A 17705-nucleotide genomic window follows, 5' to 3' on the forward strand; every position below is an offset into this window, starting at 1 on the left:
GGCCGGGTCGACCTGGGCGCCCAGGCCAGCGCGGGCTCCGACTTCCCGGTCGGCCGGTTCATGCGAGGTCGGCGAAGACGGTGCGGCAGCCGTCGGACCCCTACGAGACGCCGTAGCCCGTTCGGCTCACGTGACCGGGTCGTGCCGCCCCTCATGACGGACGGTGGCATCCGTAGGCACCGGCCCACGAACCCTGGCATTCGCAGATGGACGAAGGGAACCCTCCCGCCCATGCATATCGATCTGACAGGACGCACCGCACTGGTCACCGGCTCCACCCAGGGGATCGGTGCGGCCATCGCCGTGGGGCTCGCCCGGGCCGGCGCCCGCGTGGGTGTCAACGGCCGTGACGAACGCCGGGTGGCCGACAGCGTGCGGGCCCTGGCCGAGCAGGCCCCCGGCGCCGACCTGGTGTCCGTGGCCGCCGACGTCTCCACCGACGAGGGCGCGGCCCGGGCGACGGAGCTGCTGCCCCAGGTGGACATCCTCGTCAACAACCTGGGTGTCTTCGGGGCCGCCGACCCGCTGGAGCTCAGCGACGACGAATGGCGGCGCTACTTCGAGGTCAACGTGCTCGCCGCGGTACGCCTGACACGGCTGTACCTGCCGGGTATGACCGAACGCGGCTGGGGGCGCGTGCAGTACATCGCCAGCGACTCGGCGGTGGTCATCCCGGCCGAGATGATCCATTACGGGATGTCGAAGACCGCGCTGCTGGCGGTGAGCCGCGGGTTCGCCAAGAAGGCGGCCGGCACGGGCGTGACGGTGAACTCGGTCATCGCGGGCCCCACCCACACCGGCGGCGTCGAGGACTTCGTATACGGACTCGTGGACCGGGATCTGCCGTGGGAGGAGGCGCAGCGCACCTTCATGCGTGAGTACCGGCCGCAGTCCCTGCTGCAACGGCTGATCGAGCCGGAGGAGATCGCCCACATGGTCGTCTACCTCAGCTCCGAGCAGGCATCGGCCACGACCGGGGGCGCCCTGCGGGTGGACGGCGGTTGCGTCGACTCGATCCTCCCCTGACGGCGGGGGCCGGGGTCCAGGGCGGGCTCTACGCCTGTGCCCGGCCCTGTTCCCGCACCTGGGCGAGGCGTTGGACGCCGACGTCGAGGGTCTGTTCGGTGGTGTGCGCCGGGAGGGTGCCGAGAGCGCCGGCGGTGAGGACGATCGCGTCGTCGCCGACGCGGACGACGGCGATGTCGACGGTGAGGGTGGTGGGGTCGTCGCTCGGCGAGGGCTGCGCGGTGAGGGTGACCCGCAGCCCCTGCCGGGCCTCGCCGAAGGCCGCCAGCCCGGAGTCGGCGACCTGGACGGTCTCGGTCCCGGCCGAGGTGGTCTGCGCGGCGAACCGCCCGCAGACGCCGGGCACCGCCCGCAGCCAGGCCAGGGTCCGGTCCACGTCGGCGGCACGGCTCGCGTAGACCTGGTAGCGGAGCTGGGCGTTGTCGTCACCGTCGTCGAGGACGGTGACGGCGTGCGGGCCGGCCGGTTCGAGCAGTTCGTCGGCGTACAGGGCGTCGAGCAGGCGCTGGCAGTCGGGCTGCCCGGTGACGGCCTTGAGCAGCCCGTCGTGCCAGGTGGCGGTGGACTCGCCCGCCGTCCACGGCACCCCGAGGTCGCCCTCCTCGACCAGCGCGGCCTGGGCCTGGTCGGGGGTGAGCGCCGGGATGCCGGGCGAGGCGGCCGGGCTGGCGGGGGCCGGACGCTCGGCGGCGGTCGCGTTCGCCGCCGGGGAGGCGCCCGCGGCGGACGCCTCCGGCGCCCGGCCGGCCGTACAGGCGGAGACGGCGAGCAGGCCGGCCACGGCAAGACCGGAGGCGATGACTCTCATGGCGGGGGCCTCCCCGGGAACAGGAGCGGTGGACGCGTGAGATCACGCCATCACCACTGACGCCCGCCTACCACCGCTCCGGTCCGTCCGGGTGAGTCCCACGGTGCGGGTGGCTCCCCCGGGCGGTCACCGGCGTCGCCGGGTCAGTGGACGTCCACGAAGTCCTGTGCCGACCGGGTGGCGAAGTGGGTGCTGTTGCCCGCGTAGTCGAGCACCCAGGTGCCGTCGCGGGTCGCCTTCGGCTTGGCCGTGAAGTGGCCGGTGCTGTTGGTGGCCGCCGTGGTCACGGTCTTCCAGGTGGTGGTGCCGGTCGCCCGGAACAGGACGGTGACCCGCTGACCGCCGTACGCCTTCCAGGCCGTGGTGTGGTGCTGCAGAACCCCCGTCACGGTGAGGGTCTTGCCCTTGGCCACCGGCTGCGGGGTGATCTTCAGCGTGGTGATCCGGCTGGCGGTCCGGGACTTCTTGACCGCGGTGGTGACCTGGTCCTGGTAGGTCGTGGAAGCGCGGTGGTGCGCCCGGTACCAGCCGGAGGCACGGTTGCTCGCGCCGATCGTGAAGGAGCCGTCGGCCTTGGCCTTGCCGGTGGCCACGCGGGTCCACCCGGTGTGTCCGTCGGCCGAGTACTCCAGGTCCACGGACTGGCCGCCCAGACCGGGCGAACGGCTCACGGTCGCGGCCAGCTTGCCGGAGGCGGTGACCTCGTGGTCGGCGCCCAGCGTGGCCTTGAAGCCCGTGATCGACAGCGGCATCTGGACCTGCTGGGTGACATCGGCCCAGGCGTTGCTCAGGTACGGGGCTTCCGCGGACGTGCCGAGCGAGAAGGAGCCCGGACGAGTGACGGTGACCTTCACGCTGTACGAGCCGTCGGCGCCGGTCACCGCGGTGGTGGTGACCGCCGGAGCGGCGCCCCCGTCGGCGTAGCTCACCTGGATCGTGCGGCCCGCCAGGGGATGCACGGTGTACGGGCTGACCTGCTCGGTCCAGGTCGCCTTGCCGGACAGCGTGACCGTGGCGCCGGAGCGCGCCGGGGAGGCGGACGTCCTGGCGCCGATGCCGACCGCGCCGTCGATCCTGGCGAGGTCGGGCGCCAGCGTGCAGGCGGCGGTGCCCGCGACGTGCGCGGCCGGGTCGGTGCCCGGGTTGGCGGTCACCGAGATCCAGGCGCCGCCCGCCACGGTGATCGCCTGGCTGAAGGTGCCGTCGGCGGCCAGCGGGGCATCCGTCGTCCTGGGATCCCGCTCGGTCTCGGACATCCATTTCACGGTCGCCAGCCCCGCGTACGGCCGCAGTTGCCCGGTGTAGGGATCGCGGCCGAGCACCGTGCCGGAGACGGTCACTGTCCGGTGGTCGGTGTCGGACGCGGCCCGGTCGGTGCGGGCCGTCTGGACGACCGGCTGGAGTGTGTAGTCCACCAGGCCGTACAGCTCCGTGGACAGACCCGGGTAGTGGATGAGCGGCGCGTCGACGTAGGCGGCCCACGTGCCGTAGGCGTCCAGGTGGATCGGCCCGTCGGTCTGCCAGGTGTTCGCGGTACCGGTGGGCACCCAGCTGACCGGCATGGTCCACGAGCCGACGTGCAGCTCGGTGGGGAGGCTGTTCACGCTGGTGTCCAGCTTGAGGACCACCACGCCGCGGTGGTCCGCCAGACTGTGGATGTCGGCCTTCTGGTTGGTGGAGTCGGCGGTCGAGGAACAGCCGGGCACCGTCGCGGCCGCCGCGGAGGGGGCCGCGACCGTAGCCGCGGTCCCGGCGAGGAGCGCGGCGGTGAGGGCCGCGGTCAGGTTCCTCGGCGCCGAAGTCTTCGTCATACGACCGATCATGACCCGCCGTCAGTCAGACGATCGGATCACGTGAGGGAGTTGTGACGAATGCGTGACGTCGGTGCGGTCGCCGGCCGGGGCCGACCCGTCGAAGCAGCCGATAACCCGTGGCCCGTCGGCCGCCCCGCTCGTTACCGTGGACCGCATGAAGCGCGCCCAGCCGTGTCCGTTCTCCACGACGACGCCGGAGACCGTCCCGGCGCGCTGACACCTGACCTGTCCGAAGCCCCGGGGCGAACGCCCCGGGGCTCTGCCGTGTCGCGGGTCGTCCGCCTCCCTGACGGAGGAGATCCGCCATGCACGACCACCGCCGACTCGGCCGTGAACTCGACCTGTTCGACACCGATCCGCTGATGGGCGCGGGCCTGCCCTACTGGCTGCCCGACGGCGCGGTCGTGCGGCACACCCTGGAGGAGTACGTCCGGGACGCGGAGCGCCGGGCCGGGTACCGGCATGTGTACTCGCCCGTCCTCGGCAAACGCGAGCTGTACGAGATCTCCGGGCACTGGGCGCACTACCGCGAGGACATGTACCCGGCCATGCGGGTGGGGGCGGAGGAGGTCGTGCTGCGGCCGAGTCTGTGTCCGCATCACGCCCTGATCTACCGGTCCCGGGCGCGCAGTTACCGGGAACTACCGGTGCGGATCGCCGAGTTGGGGGGCATGTACCGCGCCGAGCTGTCCGGTGTCCTCGGCGGCCTCACCCGGGTACGGGCCATCCAGCTCAACGACGCGCACATCTTCTGCACCCTCGATCAGGCCGTCGAAGAGGCCCGCGCCGCCCTGGAGCTGATCGCCCGCGCCTATGCCGACCTCGGCATCAGCGCCGTACGGCACCGGCTCTCGCTGCCCGGCGACGGCGGAAAGTACGTCGCCGACCCGGAGTTGTGGCGCCGGGCCACCGTCCTGTTGCGGGAGGTCCTGTACGGGGCGGGCGTGGCGTACGAGGAGGCCGAGGGGGAGGCCGCGTTCTACGGCCCGAAGATCGACGTACAGATCGCGGACCCGGCGGGGCGGGAGTCGACCCTGTCCACCGTGCAGATCGACTTCCACCAGCCGGAGCGGTTCGATCTGCGGTACGTCGGGGCGGACGGCGGCAGGCACCGGCCGGTGATGGTGCACCGGAGCGTCATCGGGAGCGTGGAGCGGGCCGTCGCGCATCTTCTGGAGGTGCACGGCGGGGCCTTCCCGGTCTGGCTGGCGCCGGTGCAGCTGCTCGTCCTGCCGGTCGCCGAGGCGCAGTCGGAGCAGGCCGAGGCGCTGGTCGATGCTGCGGTCGCGGGCGGCCTGCGGGCCGAGGTCGCCGGTCCCGGGCAGGGGAGTCTGGGCGCGCGAGTGCGCGGCGGCCGGCTCGTGCCGTACCAGGCGGTGATCGGCGCGCGGGAGGCCGAGGCGGGGCTCGCGGCCGTACGGCTGCGGGACGGGCGCCGGGTGGGCGCGTTGCCCGCGGCGGAGCTGGTGCGGCGGATCGGGGCGCGGGTGGCGGGGCGGGGGGCCGGACTGTGGGAGGACTGACGGACCGGGTGGCGGGGCGACTGACGGGCCGGGTGGCGGGGTGGCCGGTGAGGGCGGCCGTCAGGTGAGGGCGGCCGCCGCTTCGCGGAGTTCGGTGAGGGCGTCGTGGGCCAGGTCGGGGAAGGGGCGGTCGTTCGCCGGGGTGATCCACTGGGCGAAGGCCGTGGCGAACGCGCGGATGCCGAGGTCGGCGGCGAGGCCCGCGGTCGGGTCGGGCACGCCGCGGCGGCGGAGGGCGTCGGTCAGGGTGGCCGCGAGGTTGAGCTCCTTGAAGGCCAGGCGCTCCCGCAGCTCGCTGTGACCGGCGATGACCTCGCTCAGGCGGGGGCCGAACGCGCGCTGCTCCGGAGTGAAGGAGGCGGTCAGGGCCTCCAGGGCCGCGGCGACCGCCTCCAGCGGGGTCGCGGCGGCCGGCGCGGCCTCCACGCCCTCCGTGAGGAGGCGGCCGTGCAGTTCCTGCCCCGCGAACAGCACCTCGCGCTTGTCCGGGAAGTGCCGGAAGAAGGTCGTCTTGGTCAGTCCGGCCCGCTCGGCGATCTGGGCGACGGTGGTGCTGTCGTAACCCTGCTCGCCGAACAGGTCGATCGCGGCCTGCACGAGTCGCTGCCGTGCGTTCGGTTCCCATCGAGCCATGGGCACAGCTTAGGTGATGTGACTCGGTACCGTCACAGTGCTACGGTGACGGTACCGAGTCACATCACCTTCTTCTCGTTCTCGGGAGAGCTGTCATGCGTGTCTTCGTCACCGGCGCCAGCGGTCACATCGCCTCCGCCGTCATCCCCGAACTGCTCCGGGCCGGGCACGAGGTCGTCGGCCTCGCCCGCTCCGACGACTCCGCCGCGGCCGTCACGGCACTGGGCGCCGAGGTCCGCCGCGGTGACCTCACGGACCTGGACGGGCTGCGGGCGGCCGCGCGGGAAGCCGACGCCGTCGTCCATCTCGCCTTCGACCACGCGGCCATGGCCGCCGGCGACATGGCCGGTGCCGCGGCCACCGACCTGGTGGTGACGCGGGCGTTCGGCGAGGCGCTCGCCGGCACCGGCAAAACCCTCGTCGGGATCGGTATGGGGCGGGGTGACGGCAACGGGCACATCGAGAAGACGGTCAACGCGAATCCCCGGTCCGCCACCCGGGAGTTGCTCGGTGAGCTGGCCGGACAGGGGGTGCGCACGGTGGTCGTCGGGATTCCGCCGGTCGTGCACAGCACGCGTGACCGGGGCGGGTTCCTGCCGATACTGATCGGGATCGCGCGGGCCACGGGGATCTCCGGATACGCCGGGGACGGCGGGAACCGGTGGTCCGGCGTCCACACGCTGGATCTCGCCCGGCTGTACCGGCTGGCACTGGAGAAGGCGCCGGCGGGAGCGGAGTTGCATGCGGTGGCCGACGAGGGGGTCACGGTGCGGGAGATCGCCGAGGTGATCGGGGGGCGGCTGGGGGTGCCGGTGGAAAGGGTGCCGGAGGAGCGGGTCGCCGGGCACTTCGGGTTCTTCGGGGCGCTGATCTCGATGGACGTGCCGGTGAACGGTGCGCGGACGCGGGAGTTGCTGGGGTGGGAGCCGGTCGAGGTGGGGCTGATCGGGGATCTTGAGGAGGGGCACTACTTCAAGGGCGAATGATTTTTGGGGGGACTGCCCGTGAGGCGGTGTGGCGCCGTGGGGCTGGTCGCGCCCGCGCGGCGGAGCCGCACCAGGGCACAGGCCCCTGCCCCTTCAGGTCGGCTGTCCTGCCGTTGGTCGGGGAGTTCCGGGTGCCCTTTCCGGTCGGCTGTCCTGCCTCTGGGTGGGGAGTTTCCGGCGTCTCCGAGGTCGGCTGTCCTCCCGCCGGTCGGGGAGTTTCCGGCGTCTCCTGTCCCGGCTGTCGTGCCGTTCGTTCGGGTGTTCTGGTCGGCGCATAGAGTCGGGCCGACGGAAGGAGCCCCCCGTGCCCGCTCAGCCCATCCCCGTGATCATCGACTGCGACACCGGTGTCGACGACGCCCTCGCCCTGTTGTTCGCCGTGCGGCACCCGGGGATCGACCTGCGGGCGGTGACCTGTGTGGCCGGGAACACCGACGTGGACGGGGTGGTCCGGAACACGCTGACCGTGCTGGAGCGGGCTGGGGCCGGGGACGTTCCCGTGGCGCGGGGGGCCGAGCGGCCGCTCGTCGAGGCGGCCCGGTCGGCCAGGCACGTGCACGGCACGGACGGCATGGGCGACCTGGGGCTGCCCGCGCCCACCCGCCGCCCCGCCGACGTCGACGCCGTCACCCTGCTCCGCCGCGAGATCCTCGCCTCGCCCCGCCCGGTCACCCTCGTCCCGACCGCGCCGCTCACCAACATCGCCCTGCTGCTGCGCACCCACCCCGAGGTCACCCGCAACATCGAGCGGATCGTCTTCATGGGCGGCGCGGTCGCCACCGGGAACGCCACGCCGGTCGCCGAGTTCAACGTCTGGCACGACCCGGAGGCCGCCGCGATCCTGCTCACCGCCGGAGTGCCGATCACCATGTACGGCCTGGACGTCTTCCAGCGGGTCGTGGTGCCGGGCGCGGACGTGCGGAGGCTGCGCGCGAGTGCGGAACCAGGCGCCCGGCTCGCCGGTGACCTGCTCGCGCACCGGCCCGCCGCCCCGGACCCGGACGGCGACGACCCATCCGGCGGCCTCGGCGACGCCGGCGCGGTCTGTGCCGTCGCCGACCCGGCCGGTCTGACCACCTGGCACCTCCCGGTCGAGGTCTCCCTGGTCCCGGGACCGACCCGCGGCCAGACCGTCGTCGACCGCCGACCCCGCCCGGGCGAGGCCGAGATCCACGGCGGTGGCCGGGAACGGGCCATGGTGGACGTGGCACTCGACGTGGACGTGGCCCGGTACGTGAAGCTGTATCTGGAGACGGTCGTCACCGACTGGGCCGAAGGCGGCGGTGGGCGGTAGGCACCACCCCTGCAACCGGGGTCTCGTCCGGCACGTCAAGAACTGCTGAGCCCCGTCCGCACAGGTACGCCCCAGCCGCTCAAGGCGGCCGGGGCGTACGTGCGTCGCGGGGTGCGCGGGGCCTCGGGTCAGGCGCGGGTCGCCTTGCGGCGTCGCGTGACGACGACGATCGCGGCACCGCCGGCCAGCAGTACGGCCGCGCCGCCGGCGAGGAGCGGGGTGGTGGAGCTGGCGCCGGTGTGGGCCAGGTCGCCGCCACCGCCGGAGTCGGTGCTCGGGGCCGGCGCGGGGGCGGTCGTCGACTCGGAGGCGGAGGCCGACGGGGTGGCCGTGCCGGTCGACTCGTTCTGCGAGGGCGACGGGGTCTGTGCGGCCGGCGGCGTGCTCTCCTCGGCCGGGGTCGACTCCGAGGCGGAGGGCGACGGGGTCGGCGACGGGGAGGAGGACTCGCCGGTCGCGCAGTCCTTCGTACCGCCGTTCCAGGACGCGATCAGCTTGTCCTTGATGACCGCGTGGTCCGGGCCGGCCGGCAGGTCGCCGTGCTCGAAGCCGTCGTTCGCGTCCTTCTCGCCGTCGAACTTGACCGCGCCCCGGTAGAGGTCGATCTGCGCGAAGCAGCCGGCGTCCGGGACCGCGATGTCGAGGGAGTCGGTCTGGCCCTGCTTGACCGTCACCGAGTCGAAGTCGACGAAGATCTGCTCGCCCGAGGTGGCGAAGGTGGCGCCGTGGGCCAGGTAGGAGGCGAGCGAGGCGGTGCAGCTCGCGGCGTCGGCGGCGGCGCGCACCTTGATGTGGACCTTGCCGTCGTCGGTGACCTTCAGGTTCTGGTCGTCGACCTTCACCGAGTCGAAGAAGTTCACGCCGTCGACCGAGAACTGGCACTTGTCGGTGCCGGTCTCCGTGCCGGCGCCCGTACCGGGGCTGTAGTGGCCGCCGGACTTCCAGCCGTCACCGCCGGGGGTGCCGTGCGCGAAGGCGCCGGACGCCCCGGCGACGGAGGCGGCACACAGGGCGAACGACGCGAGGCCCGTCCCCAGCAGGCGGTGCGCGGTGACATGTCTGGTTATGGACATGGATATCCCATCGTGGATCTCGCGAGGAGGGCAGCGGAGGCTGCGGAAAGCGAAGAAACACCAGGCTCATTGATCGCATGCGCCACGGTGTGCGCCCATGGTCGTGGGACGTGCCGAACCCTGTCAACCTGCGTGTAAGCAAGAGGCGTTCGGGGCTCATCACAACTCCTACACACAGGGAATGATCAGCTCCGTGCGGTGTGAAGGTTCGCTTTCTCGGCATTATGGACAGACTTGTTCTCGGTTTCCCCCCGCTCGAATTCCGTCCCGCCCGAAAGGAACGCGCGTGGTCGACCTCTCCTCCCGGAACCCCGACTGGTGGCGCCAGGCCGTGATCTACCAGGTGTATCCGCGCAGCTTCGCCGACGCGGACGGCGACGGGCACGGTGACCTCCGGGGCGTCACCGAGCGGCTGTCCCATCTGGGCGCGCTCGGCGTGGACGCCCTGTGGCTCAGCCCGTTCTACCCGTCCGAACTCGCCGACGGCGGCTACGACGTCGCGGACTACCGGGACGTCGACCCGCGCCTGGGCACCCTGGACGACTTCGACGTGATGGTCGCCGAGGCGCACCGGCTGGGTCTGAAGGTGATCGTCGACATCGTCCCGAACCACACCTCGCATCTGCACCCCTGGTTCCAGGAGGCCCTGCTCGCGGGCCCCGGTTCGGCTGCCCGCGACCGCTACGTCTTCCGGCCCGGCCGCGGCGAGCACGGCGAACGCCCGCCCTCCGACTGGCAGTCGGTGTTCGGCGGCAGCGCCTGGCGCCGGGTCCCGGACGGTGAGTGGTACCTGCACCTCTTCGCCCCCGAGCAGCCCGACCTGAACTGGGCGCACGAGGAGGTCCGCGCCGACTTCCGCACCACCCTGCGCTTCTGGTCCGACCGGGGCGTCGACGGCTTCCGGATCGACGTGGCGCACGCCCTGGTGAAGGACCTCGCCGAGCCGCTGCGGGACGTGGCGGAGTTCGGCGCGACCGGCGAGCAGGCGCTGGAGCGGGTGCCGCCCGGCACGCACCCCTACTGGGACCGCGACGAGGTGCACGAGATCTTCCGGGACTGGCGCAAGATCTTGGACGCCTACACCCCGCCCCGCACGGCCGTCGCCGAGGCCTGGGTGCCCGGCGCCCGCCGCGCCCTGTACGCCCGCCCCGACGAACTGGGCCAGGCCTTCAACTTCGAGTACCTCCAGACCCCTTGGGACGCCGCCGCGCTCCGTGAGGTCATCACCGGCTCCCTCGCCACCGCCCGTGCGGCCGGTGCCTCCGCCACCTGGGTGCTCTCCAACCACGACGTCGTACGGCACGCCTCCCGGCTGATGCTGCCGCCAGGCACCGACGAGAACGCCTGGCTGCTGTCCGGCGGCCGGGCGCCGGAGATCGATGCTCCGCATGGCCTCCGCCGGGCCCGCGCCGCCACCCTGCTGATGCTGGCGCTGCCCGGATCGTCGTACGTCTACCAGGGGGAGGAACTCGGTCTGCCCGAGGCCGCCGACCTGCCCGCGGCCGTCCTCCAGGACCCGGTCTGGGAACAGACGGGCCATGCCCGCAAGGGCCGCGACGGCTGCCGGGTGCCACTGCCGTGGACGGCGAGCGGGCCGTCGTACGGCTTCGGGCCGGGCGGTGCCTGGCTGCCGCAGCCGGAATGGTTCGCGTCGTACGCCGTCGAGGCGCAGGCCGGTACGGCGGGCTCCACGCTGGAGCTCTACCGCACCGCGCTGCGGCTGCGCCGCAAACTGATCGAGGGCGAGACGCTGACCTGGGCCGAGGCGCCCGGCGGGGTGCTGCACTTCGCCCGGTCGGAGGGCTGGCGGTGCGTCACGAACGTGACGGACGCGCCGGTGCCGCTGCCGCCGGGCGAAGTGCTGCTGGCCAGCGTGCCGCTGCCGCTTGACGGCACGCTGCCGCCCGACACCACGGTGTGGCTGGGCGCCTAGCCGGCGGTGGGGTTGGGGGTCGGGGAGGCGCCGGCATTGCCATCGGCGTTGCCGGTGCCGACGCCGGCACCGCTGCCCGTGAAGCCGTTCTCGCCGGGCAGCGCCGGCGGGCTGGTCGTGCTGTTGACCGGCGGGGTGAGGACGACCTGCGGCTGGCCCCCGTCCGGGGGCGGCGGCGTCAGGTCGGTGGCGGGCAGCTTCGGTGGGGTCGTCTCCTGGAAGAGGACCGACGGGAAGTCGACCAGGCCGGTCTGCTCCATCACCGTGATGTGGTCGAGGACCGTGGCGTTGGCCTGGTCGGCCAGGATCCGCACCAGGGTGTTCCGCGTCGTGGAGCGGATCTTGGCGATCGTGTTGAAGATCGAACCGTGCGTGACCCGCAGGATGTTGGCGAAATCCGTGTCGAACTTCTTGCCGCTGTCCGCGGTCAGGGTGTTGACGAACCCCTGCTGCTGCGGAGAGGGCAGGTTCGGGATGGTGATGTTGAGCATGGGCGCGATCTTGCGGCAGCTGGCGTCCAGCGCCGCGTGGCCGTCGATCAGGTGCTTGCTCGCGGTGATGACCGCCTGGCTCTGGCCCTTCTTCAGGCCGAGCTGGCCCACGGGGTACTCCCACAGCCCGGCTGCGCGCACCTTCACCACGAAGTCACGGTCGCCTTCGGTCAGGGGCCCCCACTGGGTGTTGGCGATGACGCGGGTCGTGTCGCTGGACACGGTGTTCACGCCCAGCATGCTCGGGTAGGCCAGCGCCACGAGGGTCAGGCTCAGGGCTCCGCCCACGAAGAGCGTGCCCGTCGCGTTCCGCGAAAAGCGCACCGGTGCCTCCTGCCGGTCAGTGGTCCCGCGCAGGGGCGGGTCGGTCGACGGTGAATACGGAGGGCGGAGCGCCGGAAACCTTTTGGTTTGGCAAAGAACTTGTGAGGTATTGCTCTGCCCGGGGCGCCGTCTTCTCATGTCTTGGCCACGGGAAGGCGATGAGTTCCTCTGGCGGGTGTGGCCATGACAAAGCCGCGGACTAGCTTCGCCGCATGCCCCCACACTCCCCTTTCCCGCGCCTTCCGCACGGCGCCGCTCCCGGTCGTGGTCCCGGCAGCGGACCCGGCCGGGGCCCCGCCGCGCTGCCCGTCCTGCCCTACCGCAAGCCCACCAAGGGCCGTGACTACTGGGTGTTCGACGACGTCCTGCCGGACGTGGACGCCGTACGGGAGCGCTGCCTGGCCAAGGACGACTGGGTCCAGGGATACCCGTACACCTCGGAGACCTGGCCCGGACTGCGCACCATGCCCGGCCTCGAACCCGCCGAACTCGCCGTCGTGGAAGGCCTGGTGAAGCAGGCGACCGGCGCCGGGAAACTGTGGGTGCAGCAGGCGCCGGGCGGCGGCACCCTCAACCACAACTGCGTCCAGGTCGTCGGTGAGGGCGAGAGCGAGCCGCGCCCGCACACCGACTCACGGGCGCTGTGCCGGTACGCGGCGGTGCTGTATCTCAACCCCGGTGTCGCCAAGGACTGCGGCACCGCCTTCTACCGCCAGTCGCTGCCCGGCGGCCGGCTAGGCGGCAACATCGTCCAGGCCCCGCACAACAACCTGGTCGATGCGCTGGGGACCCGGTTCGTCCCGGGCGACCACTTCGAGGAGGACGTCCGCGTCCCGCACCGGTACAACCGACTGCTCCTCTACAACGCCAACCTCGTGCACAGCGCCACCGGTTACGCCGGCAAGACGCTGGAGGAGAAGCGGATGACGGCGGTGTTCTTCTGGATGGCCTGATGGCACAGGGGAGTTGAGCCGCCGGATCCGGTACGGGATTCGGTACGGGATTCGGTACCGGATTCTGTAACGGCGGGCGTGACACGACCACGACGGTCCCGTGACGGCGGGCCCCGAACTTCCCCACCCGGGGCCGCATCGAAAGAGGTGTCCGGCAGAGAGCCGGGGAGAACACCACCGCTGGGGGACCCCATGTCGAACCGCCGCCGCAACCTCCGCAAGACCGCCGCCGCACTGACCGGCGCCGCCGCGCTGATGGCCCTGCTGACCGCGTGCAACGGCACCGCGACCGGCTCCGTCACCTCCGACGGCGGTACGGCGGCTCCGGCGGCGGGCGACGCGGCCGGCACCGGCGGCTCCACGGGCTCCGGCGGCTCGACCGGCTCCACGGGCTCCACGGGCTCAGGCGGTTCCGGGTCCGGGGCCACGCCGGCCGGGAACAGCGGTTCGGGGAGCGGCACGGGCGGGAGCACGGGCTCCGCCACCTCGGGTGGCTCGTCCGGCTCGGGCGGTTCCGCCGCCGGCGGCTCGGTGGCCGCCTGCCAGGCCTCCGGGCTCGGCTACTCCTGGGCGGACACCGGCAGCGGCAGCGGCCAGAAGCACGCCGTCGTGGCGCTCACCAACAAGAGTGGCCACTCCTGCACGCTCTACGGCTTCCCGGGCGTCGATCTGGTCAACAGCGGTCAGCAGTGGTCGCTGCGGCGCACCGACGCCACCCCGCAGCGGGTCACCCTGGCGAGCGGCGACTCCGCCCACTTCACCATCACCTACCTGGCGTCGGACCAGAGCGACTCCACCGCGTTCAGGCCGACCACGGTCGTCATCACCGCGCCGGACCAGCGCACCTCGTACGACCTGCCGTGGCGCGGCGGCGCCGTGGTGCTCCAGGACGGTGCGACCCACCCGGGGACGTACGTCGGCCCGGTCGGTAAGTGACGATCGGGGACCCGGGACCCCGGGTTCACCCGTTCGGAGTAACTCCCGTGGTGAGGGGCCGAGGGCGGCCGGATCGTCGTACCCATGACACAGCAGACGCATCCGGCACCGGCACCGGCGCCGAGCAGCGGCTGGACCACCGGCGGAGTCGTCTTCGCCGGGGTCCTCCTGCTGATGAACGGCATCTTCGCCATCCTGCAGGGCATCTCCGCGATCGCCACCGACGACGTGTACGCACGGGTCCACGACTACGTCTACAAGATCAGCCTCACCGGCTGGGGCTGGATCCTGGTGATCCTGGGCGCGCTCGGGGTCATCGCGGGCGCCGCGCTCCTCAAGGGCGCCCCCGGCTGGGCCCGCGTGGTCGGCATCTTCCTGGCCGCGCTGAGCATGGTCGCCCAGTTCCTCTTCCTGCCCTACGCCCCCATCTGGGCGCTCATCATGATCGGCATCGACTTCTTCGTGATCTGGGCGCTGGCCGTGTACAGGCCGGAGCCCGCCTGACCTCCGGGCCGCAGCCGAAACCGGTGTGGCCGGTGGGGCTGTCGGCGCCGGGCGATGCCGCGGCACGGCACTGCACCTGGACTCGCGACACCGTACGCGGAGTCGTGGCACCCGTGTCCCGCCCCACCAGCGATAATCCCCCCATGGCACCCCCCTCGGCCGCCCGCCCCCCGCACCACTCACCGGCCGCCCCGTGAACGTTGACCTCCCCGAACTCCACCGCCGTCTGCTGCCCGACCTGTTGTCGGCCGGCGCCGCGTACCCCCTGGCCCTGACCGGTGACTACGCGGCCCTGGCCCACGGCCTGTTCGACCGTCCCGGCCGCACGGTGGAGGCCGCCACCCAGCACCCGGCGCCGATGCGGACGATCGCCGAGACGGTCGCCGCGGTCCTTCGCGACCACGGCTGGCACGTGCGCAGACGCGAGACGGACCCGCTCTCCGCCCAACTCATCGTCACCGACGCGGTGTCGGAGGAGGCCGGCGAGGTCGACCTCCTCAAGGAGGCCCTCTGGCAGCCGCCGGTCCGGACGGAACTCGGCCTCACCCTCTCCCTCGAGGACACGGTCGGCATGCGGGTCTGGGCGCTGACCGACCGCGGCCTGCCCCGCGACCTCCTCGTCGTGCACGCGGCCGCGGACCGCTGGAGCCTGCCCGAACTCGAGGACCTCGGCCGCCGCCACGCCCGCGACACCTTCGACCTCACCGACCTCCAGTCCCGCCTGACCGGCACCGACTGGATGGACGACAGGGAGTTCACCGCGTACGGCCTGGACGACGAGGCCGTCACGGCCCTCCGCCAGTGGGCCCAGACCTGGGCGGACGACATCGCGGAACGACTGATGGAGGCCCAGCCGCCGGAGGAATAGCGCTTGCCTGCGTGCACCCGTCCGCTCATGCCGGTCGGGTGAGCTGCTCGGTGCCCGGGTTTTCTGCCGCCAGGAACTCCACCACCGCCAGTGCGAACAGCAGGCACAGGGCGATGCCGATCACCACCCAGCCGGTGGGGTAGGACCACAGCAGGTAGACCAGTAGCGCCACGGCGACCAGGAGCCAGCTGATCCAGGTGCGGTGGCGGCGTACGAACGGGCCGGCCGGGCCGGTGCGCAGGCCGGCGTGGCCGGCGGTGGCGCGGACCGCGCCGATTCCGGAGGCCCACAGCCGCCGTACCAGCCCGGCGTACCGGCCCGGCCCGGTGAGCCAGGCGCCCAGGGCGACCACCACGGCCAGGGCGACGACCATGCGCACGGTGGTCCGCAGGAAGTGGACCAGCGCGTCGTAGACGGCGGCGGCCGCGTCCGGGGAGACACCGGCGGGCAGCCGGTCCAGATAGATCACCCGGAACACGCTCAGCCCGACGCCGAGGATCCCGGTGGCGACGGCGACGCCGAGACAGCCCGCGACCAGGGCCCGGCGGCGCCGGACCGACAGCAGCACACCGGCGGCGATCAGCAGGAGGGCCAGCACCGGCAGCCAGTTGCCCGCGAGTTGCAGGATCCGTACGTAGGTCTTGTACCGGTCGATCTGGTCGGACCTCGCGAGGGTGAAGTCGGCGTGCACGGCGGGAATGTGCTCGGCGGGGGTCAGGCCCGCGTCGACGAGCCGCTGTCTTACCTGGTCCACGAGGGGACCGATGTCCAGGGTGACGGTGTCGTCCTTCAGCTGGACCGCGCCGCCGCCCTTGCCGGTGAGGGCCTTGTCGAGGGTGCTGTGGATCCGGCGGTTGGCGTCGGTCCAGACGGTTCGGAAGGCGTCCGACGCGGCGACCTTCCGGGCCTGGTCGTGGACGAAGCTGCGTACGGCCCCTTCGAGCGCGCCGCCCAGCTTGCCGCCGAGTGCCTGTTGCAGCCGGGGCCGGTCCGCGGGGGTCACGTCGGCGAGCAGGGCGGGCAGGTCGAGGCGGGACATGAGTGCGTCGGTGGCCCGGTTGGCGACGGCGTCCTGCACGGCGGGGTTCGAGGCGAGCGGGGCGACGGTGGCGACGTAGCGGTCGGTGTCGTCCACCACGTCGGCGGCCCACGCGGCCACGACGGACAGCGGGGCGAGGAGGCAGCCGAGGACGATGAGCACGGCGCCGAGGATTGACCTGCCGTGGTGCCGGGGCCGGGACGATCGCGGGGCCCGCTCGTTCTCCAGAGCTGCCAGCCGTCCCCGCAGCTCCTCCAACTCGGCCCGCTCGGCGCCGCTGTCCTCGGGTGCGCCGTCGTCCTCCTCCATCCGTGCCTCCTCCTCGCCGACGACCGGGCCGCGAGCCCGGCGTCGAACGGAAGGCTGGGCACGGGCGTGCCGGACATCGGCGCCGCCATGGCGGACGCGGCCACTGCCACTCTCACCCGGCGCCTCCACGCCCACGAGCGCATGAAGGCCGTACGGGTGAGGCGGCCCCCGTCACTCGCTCACCCGCTCATGCTTCCCGGCCCGAGCCCTCCGGTACGAGTAGCCCTCGGCCCCGAAGCCGGCCACCACCGGCACGGCCACCACCGGCACGGCCATCACCGGCACGGCCATCACCGGCATGGCCATCACCGGCACGACCACCACCCGCGCCGTCCCCGCCGGCGCGGTCCCCACCGGTGTCGCCCCCGGCCCGGTCCCCCACCTGCGCAGATGCCGCAACCCGTCTGTTCCAGGGTGGTAACAGCCATGGTCCCCGTTGCCGGCGGTGGGCCAGGATGACCCGGTGAGTGAAGAAACAGTCTCCCTGAGCCCCGTCCGGACCATCGGGGTCGTCGCCTCTTCCGGGCTGCTGCTCGCCGGTGGTGCCTGGGCCGTGCGGGCGGTGTGGGAGCTGCGGTTGGCCGGGGCCGGGGCGCCCGCGGGCGGGGTGCCGGACCAGGGCGGCGGCCGGCATCGGCCGCTGACCTCCCTGGAGAACGGGTACCACATCGTCAGTTCCGTCGGGGGTGTGGTGACGTTCCTCATCGCCGTCGCCTTCCTGATGTGGCTGGGGCGGGTGCGCGACAACGCGCGGCTCCTGTCCGGGCAGGCGCCCCGGTACAGCGGGATCTGGGTGCTGGTCGGCTGGGTCATTCCCCTCGGGAATCTCTGGATTCCGCGCCGGATCATCGCCGACGTGTTCCGGGACAGTGCACCCGGACAGCGGTTGCCCTGGGTCGTCAATGTGTGGTGGGGGCTCTGGCTGGTCGGGTTGGTGAGCGGGGTCGGGCTGATCAACCGCAACTCGACCGACGAACTCATCGCCCGTTCCTACGGCAACGTCTGGCCGCTCGTGCTCTCCGATCTCGCGCTCGTCGGAGCCGCCGTCGCGGGCGCGTTGGTCGTGCGGGCCGTCACCCGGGTGCAGATGGCGCGCGAGGGCGAGCGGTTCGTCGAGGTGAGGGCCGGGGCGCACGTGTGAAGTCGGGGGCGGCGCGGTACGGAGTTGGGTACGTCCTCGCCGCCTCAGCC

17 protein-coding genes are annotated in these 17705 nt (G+C 72.6%); 10 read left to right on the forward strand and 7 right to left on the reverse strand.

The genetic code is table 11. The features are described from left to right. The first annotated feature begins 231 nt into the window (after positions 1-231). Entirely contained in the window at positions 232-1026 is a 795-nt protein-coding gene (locus tag ACZ4N4_RS14895; RefSeq protein WP_467589113.1) for an SDR family NAD(P)-dependent oxidoreductase, read from the forward strand. Positions 1027-1054: 28 nt separating this feature from the next. Here the strand turns inward: ACZ4N4_RS14895 and ACZ4N4_RS14900 are convergent, their stop codons facing one another. Further along, positions 1055-1834, reverse strand: a complete 780-nt coding sequence (locus ACZ4N4_RS14900) for a hypothetical protein (protein WP_467588348.1) — start codon at positions 1832-1834, stop codon at positions 1055-1057. 143 nt (positions 1835-1977) lie between these two features. Next, entirely contained in the window at positions 1978-3645 is a 1668-nt protein-coding gene (locus ACZ4N4_RS14905; protein WP_467588351.1) for a hypothetical protein, read from the reverse strand. Positions 3646-3953: 308 nt separating this feature from the next. Here ACZ4N4_RS14905 and thrS point away from each other — a divergent pair, with 308 nt between their 5' ends. Next, a complete protein-coding gene (gene thrS, locus ACZ4N4_RS14910) occupies positions 3954-5171 on the forward strand; it encodes a threonine--tRNA ligase (RefSeq protein WP_467588354.1) in 1218 nt (405 codons plus the stop codon). Positions 5172-5231: 60 nt separating this feature from the next. Here the strand turns inward: thrS and ACZ4N4_RS14915 are convergent, their stop codons facing one another. Then, the gene (locus ACZ4N4_RS14915; RefSeq protein WP_467588356.1) at positions 5232-5804 is read right to left on the reverse strand and encodes a TetR/AcrR family transcriptional regulator; all 573 of its coding nucleotides are present in this window, start codon (positions 5802-5804) and stop codon (positions 5232-5234) included. 95 nt (positions 5805-5899) lie between these two features. Between ACZ4N4_RS14915 and ACZ4N4_RS14920 the strand changes: the two genes are divergently transcribed. Continuing rightward, on the forward strand, positions 5900-6790 hold the full coding sequence (locus ACZ4N4_RS14920) for an SDR family oxidoreductase (RefSeq protein WP_467588359.1): 891 nt from the start codon (positions 5900-5902) through the stop codon (positions 6788-6790). A gap of 304 nt (positions 6791-7094) precedes the next feature. After that, positions 7095-8084, forward strand: coding sequence for a nucleoside hydrolase (locus ACZ4N4_RS14925; RefSeq protein ID WP_467588362.1), 990 nt, complete (start codon positions 7095-7097; stop codon positions 8082-8084). Between the two features lie 128 nt (positions 8085-8212). Here ACZ4N4_RS14925 and ACZ4N4_RS14930 read toward each other — a convergent pair whose 3' ends face one another. Further along, positions 8213-9157, reverse strand: coding sequence for an LAETG motif-containing sortase-dependent surface protein (locus ACZ4N4_RS14930; protein WP_467588365.1), 945 nt, complete (start codon positions 9155-9157; stop codon positions 8213-8215). Between the two features lie 181 nt (positions 9158-9338). Between ACZ4N4_RS14930 and ACZ4N4_RS14935 the strand changes: the two genes are divergently transcribed. Continuing rightward, a complete protein-coding gene (locus tag ACZ4N4_RS14935; protein WP_467588367.1) occupies positions 9339-11090 on the forward strand; it encodes a glycoside hydrolase family 13 protein in 1752 nt (583 codons plus the stop codon). Here the strand turns inward: ACZ4N4_RS14935 and ACZ4N4_RS14940 are convergent. After that, complete coding sequence (locus ACZ4N4_RS14940; RefSeq protein WP_467588370.1) at positions 11087-11905, reverse strand: DUF4142 domain-containing protein; 819 nt, start codon at positions 11903-11905, stop codon at positions 11087-11089. The two genes, ACZ4N4_RS14935 and ACZ4N4_RS14940, sit on opposite strands and share 4 nt — an antisense overlap. A 212-nt stretch (positions 11906-12117) precedes the next feature. Here ACZ4N4_RS14940 and ACZ4N4_RS14945 point away from each other — a divergent pair, with 212 nt between their 5' ends. The 4 genes from ACZ4N4_RS14945 to ACZ4N4_RS14960 all read left to right on the forward strand — a co-directional run bounded on the left by ACZ4N4_RS14945 (position 12118) and on the right by ACZ4N4_RS14960 (position 15166). Continuing rightward, positions 12118-12858: a DUF6445 family protein gene (locus ACZ4N4_RS14945; RefSeq protein WP_467588372.1), complete on the forward strand. Its 741-nt coding sequence runs from the start codon at positions 12118-12120 to the stop codon at positions 12856-12858. Between the two features lie 192 nt (positions 12859-13050). Further along, positions 13051-13794 carry a DUF4232 domain-containing protein gene (locus ACZ4N4_RS14950; protein WP_467588375.1) on the forward strand — a complete coding sequence of 248 codons (744 nt, stop codon included), beginning with the start codon at positions 13051-13053 and terminating at the stop codon, positions 13792-13794. 84 nt (positions 13795-13878) lie between these two features. Further along, a complete protein-coding gene (locus ACZ4N4_RS14955; protein WP_453568635.1) occupies positions 13879-14298 on the forward strand; it encodes a DUF7144 family membrane protein in 420 nt (139 codons plus the stop codon). A 193-nt stretch (positions 14299-14491) separates the two neighbouring features. Continuing rightward, complete coding sequence (locus tag ACZ4N4_RS14960; RefSeq protein ID WP_467588377.1) at positions 14492-15166, forward strand: hypothetical protein; 675 nt, start codon at positions 14492-14494, stop codon at positions 15164-15166. A gap of 25 nt (positions 15167-15191) precedes the next feature. Here ACZ4N4_RS14960 and ACZ4N4_RS14965 read toward each other — a convergent pair whose 3' ends face one another. Both ACZ4N4_RS14965 and ACZ4N4_RS14970 read right to left on the reverse strand, forming a co-directional pair. Continuing rightward, a complete protein-coding gene (locus ACZ4N4_RS14965) occupies positions 15192-16514 on the reverse strand; it encodes a hypothetical protein (protein ID WP_467588379.1) in 1323 nt (440 codons plus the stop codon). A 171-nt stretch (positions 16515-16685) separates the two neighbouring features. Further along, positions 16686-16868 carry a hypothetical protein gene (locus tag ACZ4N4_RS14970; RefSeq protein ID WP_467588381.1) on the reverse strand — a complete coding sequence of 61 codons (183 nt, stop codon included), beginning with the start codon at positions 16866-16868 and terminating at the stop codon, positions 16686-16688. A gap of 109 nt (positions 16869-16977) precedes the next feature. Here ACZ4N4_RS14970 and ACZ4N4_RS14975 point away from each other — a divergent pair, with 109 nt between their 5' ends. Further along, the gene (locus ACZ4N4_RS14975) at positions 16978-17655 is read left to right on the forward strand and encodes a DUF4328 domain-containing protein (protein WP_467588384.1); all 678 of its coding nucleotides are present in this window, start codon (positions 16978-16980) and stop codon (positions 17653-17655) included. The last annotated feature ends 50 nt before the right edge of the window (positions 17656-17705 follow it).

The organism is Streptomyces sp. NPDC026538 (assembly GCF_055567535.1).

Excerpts from the sequence above, each read along its gene's own strand:
- ACZ4N4_RS14895 (WP_467589113.1), top strand. The coding sequence starts at position 232 with ATGCATATCGATCTGACAGGACGCACCGCACTGGTCACCGGCTCCACC.
- ACZ4N4_RS14900 (WP_467588348.1), bottom strand. The coding sequence starts at position 1,834 with ATGAGAGTCATCGCCTCCGGTCTTGCCGTGGCCGGCCTGCTCGCCGTC.
- ACZ4N4_RS14905 (WP_467588351.1), bottom strand. The coding sequence starts at position 3,645 with ATGACGAAGACTTCGGCGCCGAGGAACCTGACCGCGGCCCTCACCGCC.
- thrS (WP_467588354.1), top strand. The coding sequence starts at position 3,954 with ATGCACGACCACCGCCGACTCGGCCGTGAACTCGACCTGTTCGACACC.
- ACZ4N4_RS14915 (WP_467588356.1), bottom strand. The coding sequence starts at position 5,804 with ATGGCTCGATGGGAACCGAACGCACGGCAGCGACTCGTGCAGGCCGCG.
- ACZ4N4_RS14920 (WP_467588359.1), top strand. The coding sequence starts at position 5,900 with ATGCGTGTCTTCGTCACCGGCGCCAGCGGTCACATCGCCTCCGCCGTC.
- ACZ4N4_RS14930 (WP_467588365.1), bottom strand. The coding sequence starts at position 9,157 with ATGTCCATAACCAGACATGTCACCGCGCACCGCCTGCTGGGGACGGGC.
- ACZ4N4_RS14935 (WP_467588367.1), top strand. The coding sequence starts at position 9,339 with ATGATCAGCTCCGTGCGGTGTGAAGGTTCGCTTTCTCGGCATTATGGA.
- ACZ4N4_RS14945 (WP_467588372.1), top strand. The coding sequence starts at position 12,118 with ATGCCCCCACACTCCCCTTTCCCGCGCCTTCCGCACGGCGCCGCTCCC.
- ACZ4N4_RS14950 (WP_467588375.1), top strand. The coding sequence starts at position 13,051 with ATGTCGAACCGCCGCCGCAACCTCCGCAAGACCGCCGCCGCACTGACC.
- ACZ4N4_RS14955 (WP_453568635.1), top strand. The coding sequence starts at position 13,879 with ATGACACAGCAGACGCATCCGGCACCGGCACCGGCGCCGAGCAGCGGC.
- ACZ4N4_RS14965 (WP_467588379.1), bottom strand. The coding sequence starts at position 16,514 with ATGGAGGAGGACGACGGCGCACCCGAGGACAGCGGCGCCGAGCGGGCC.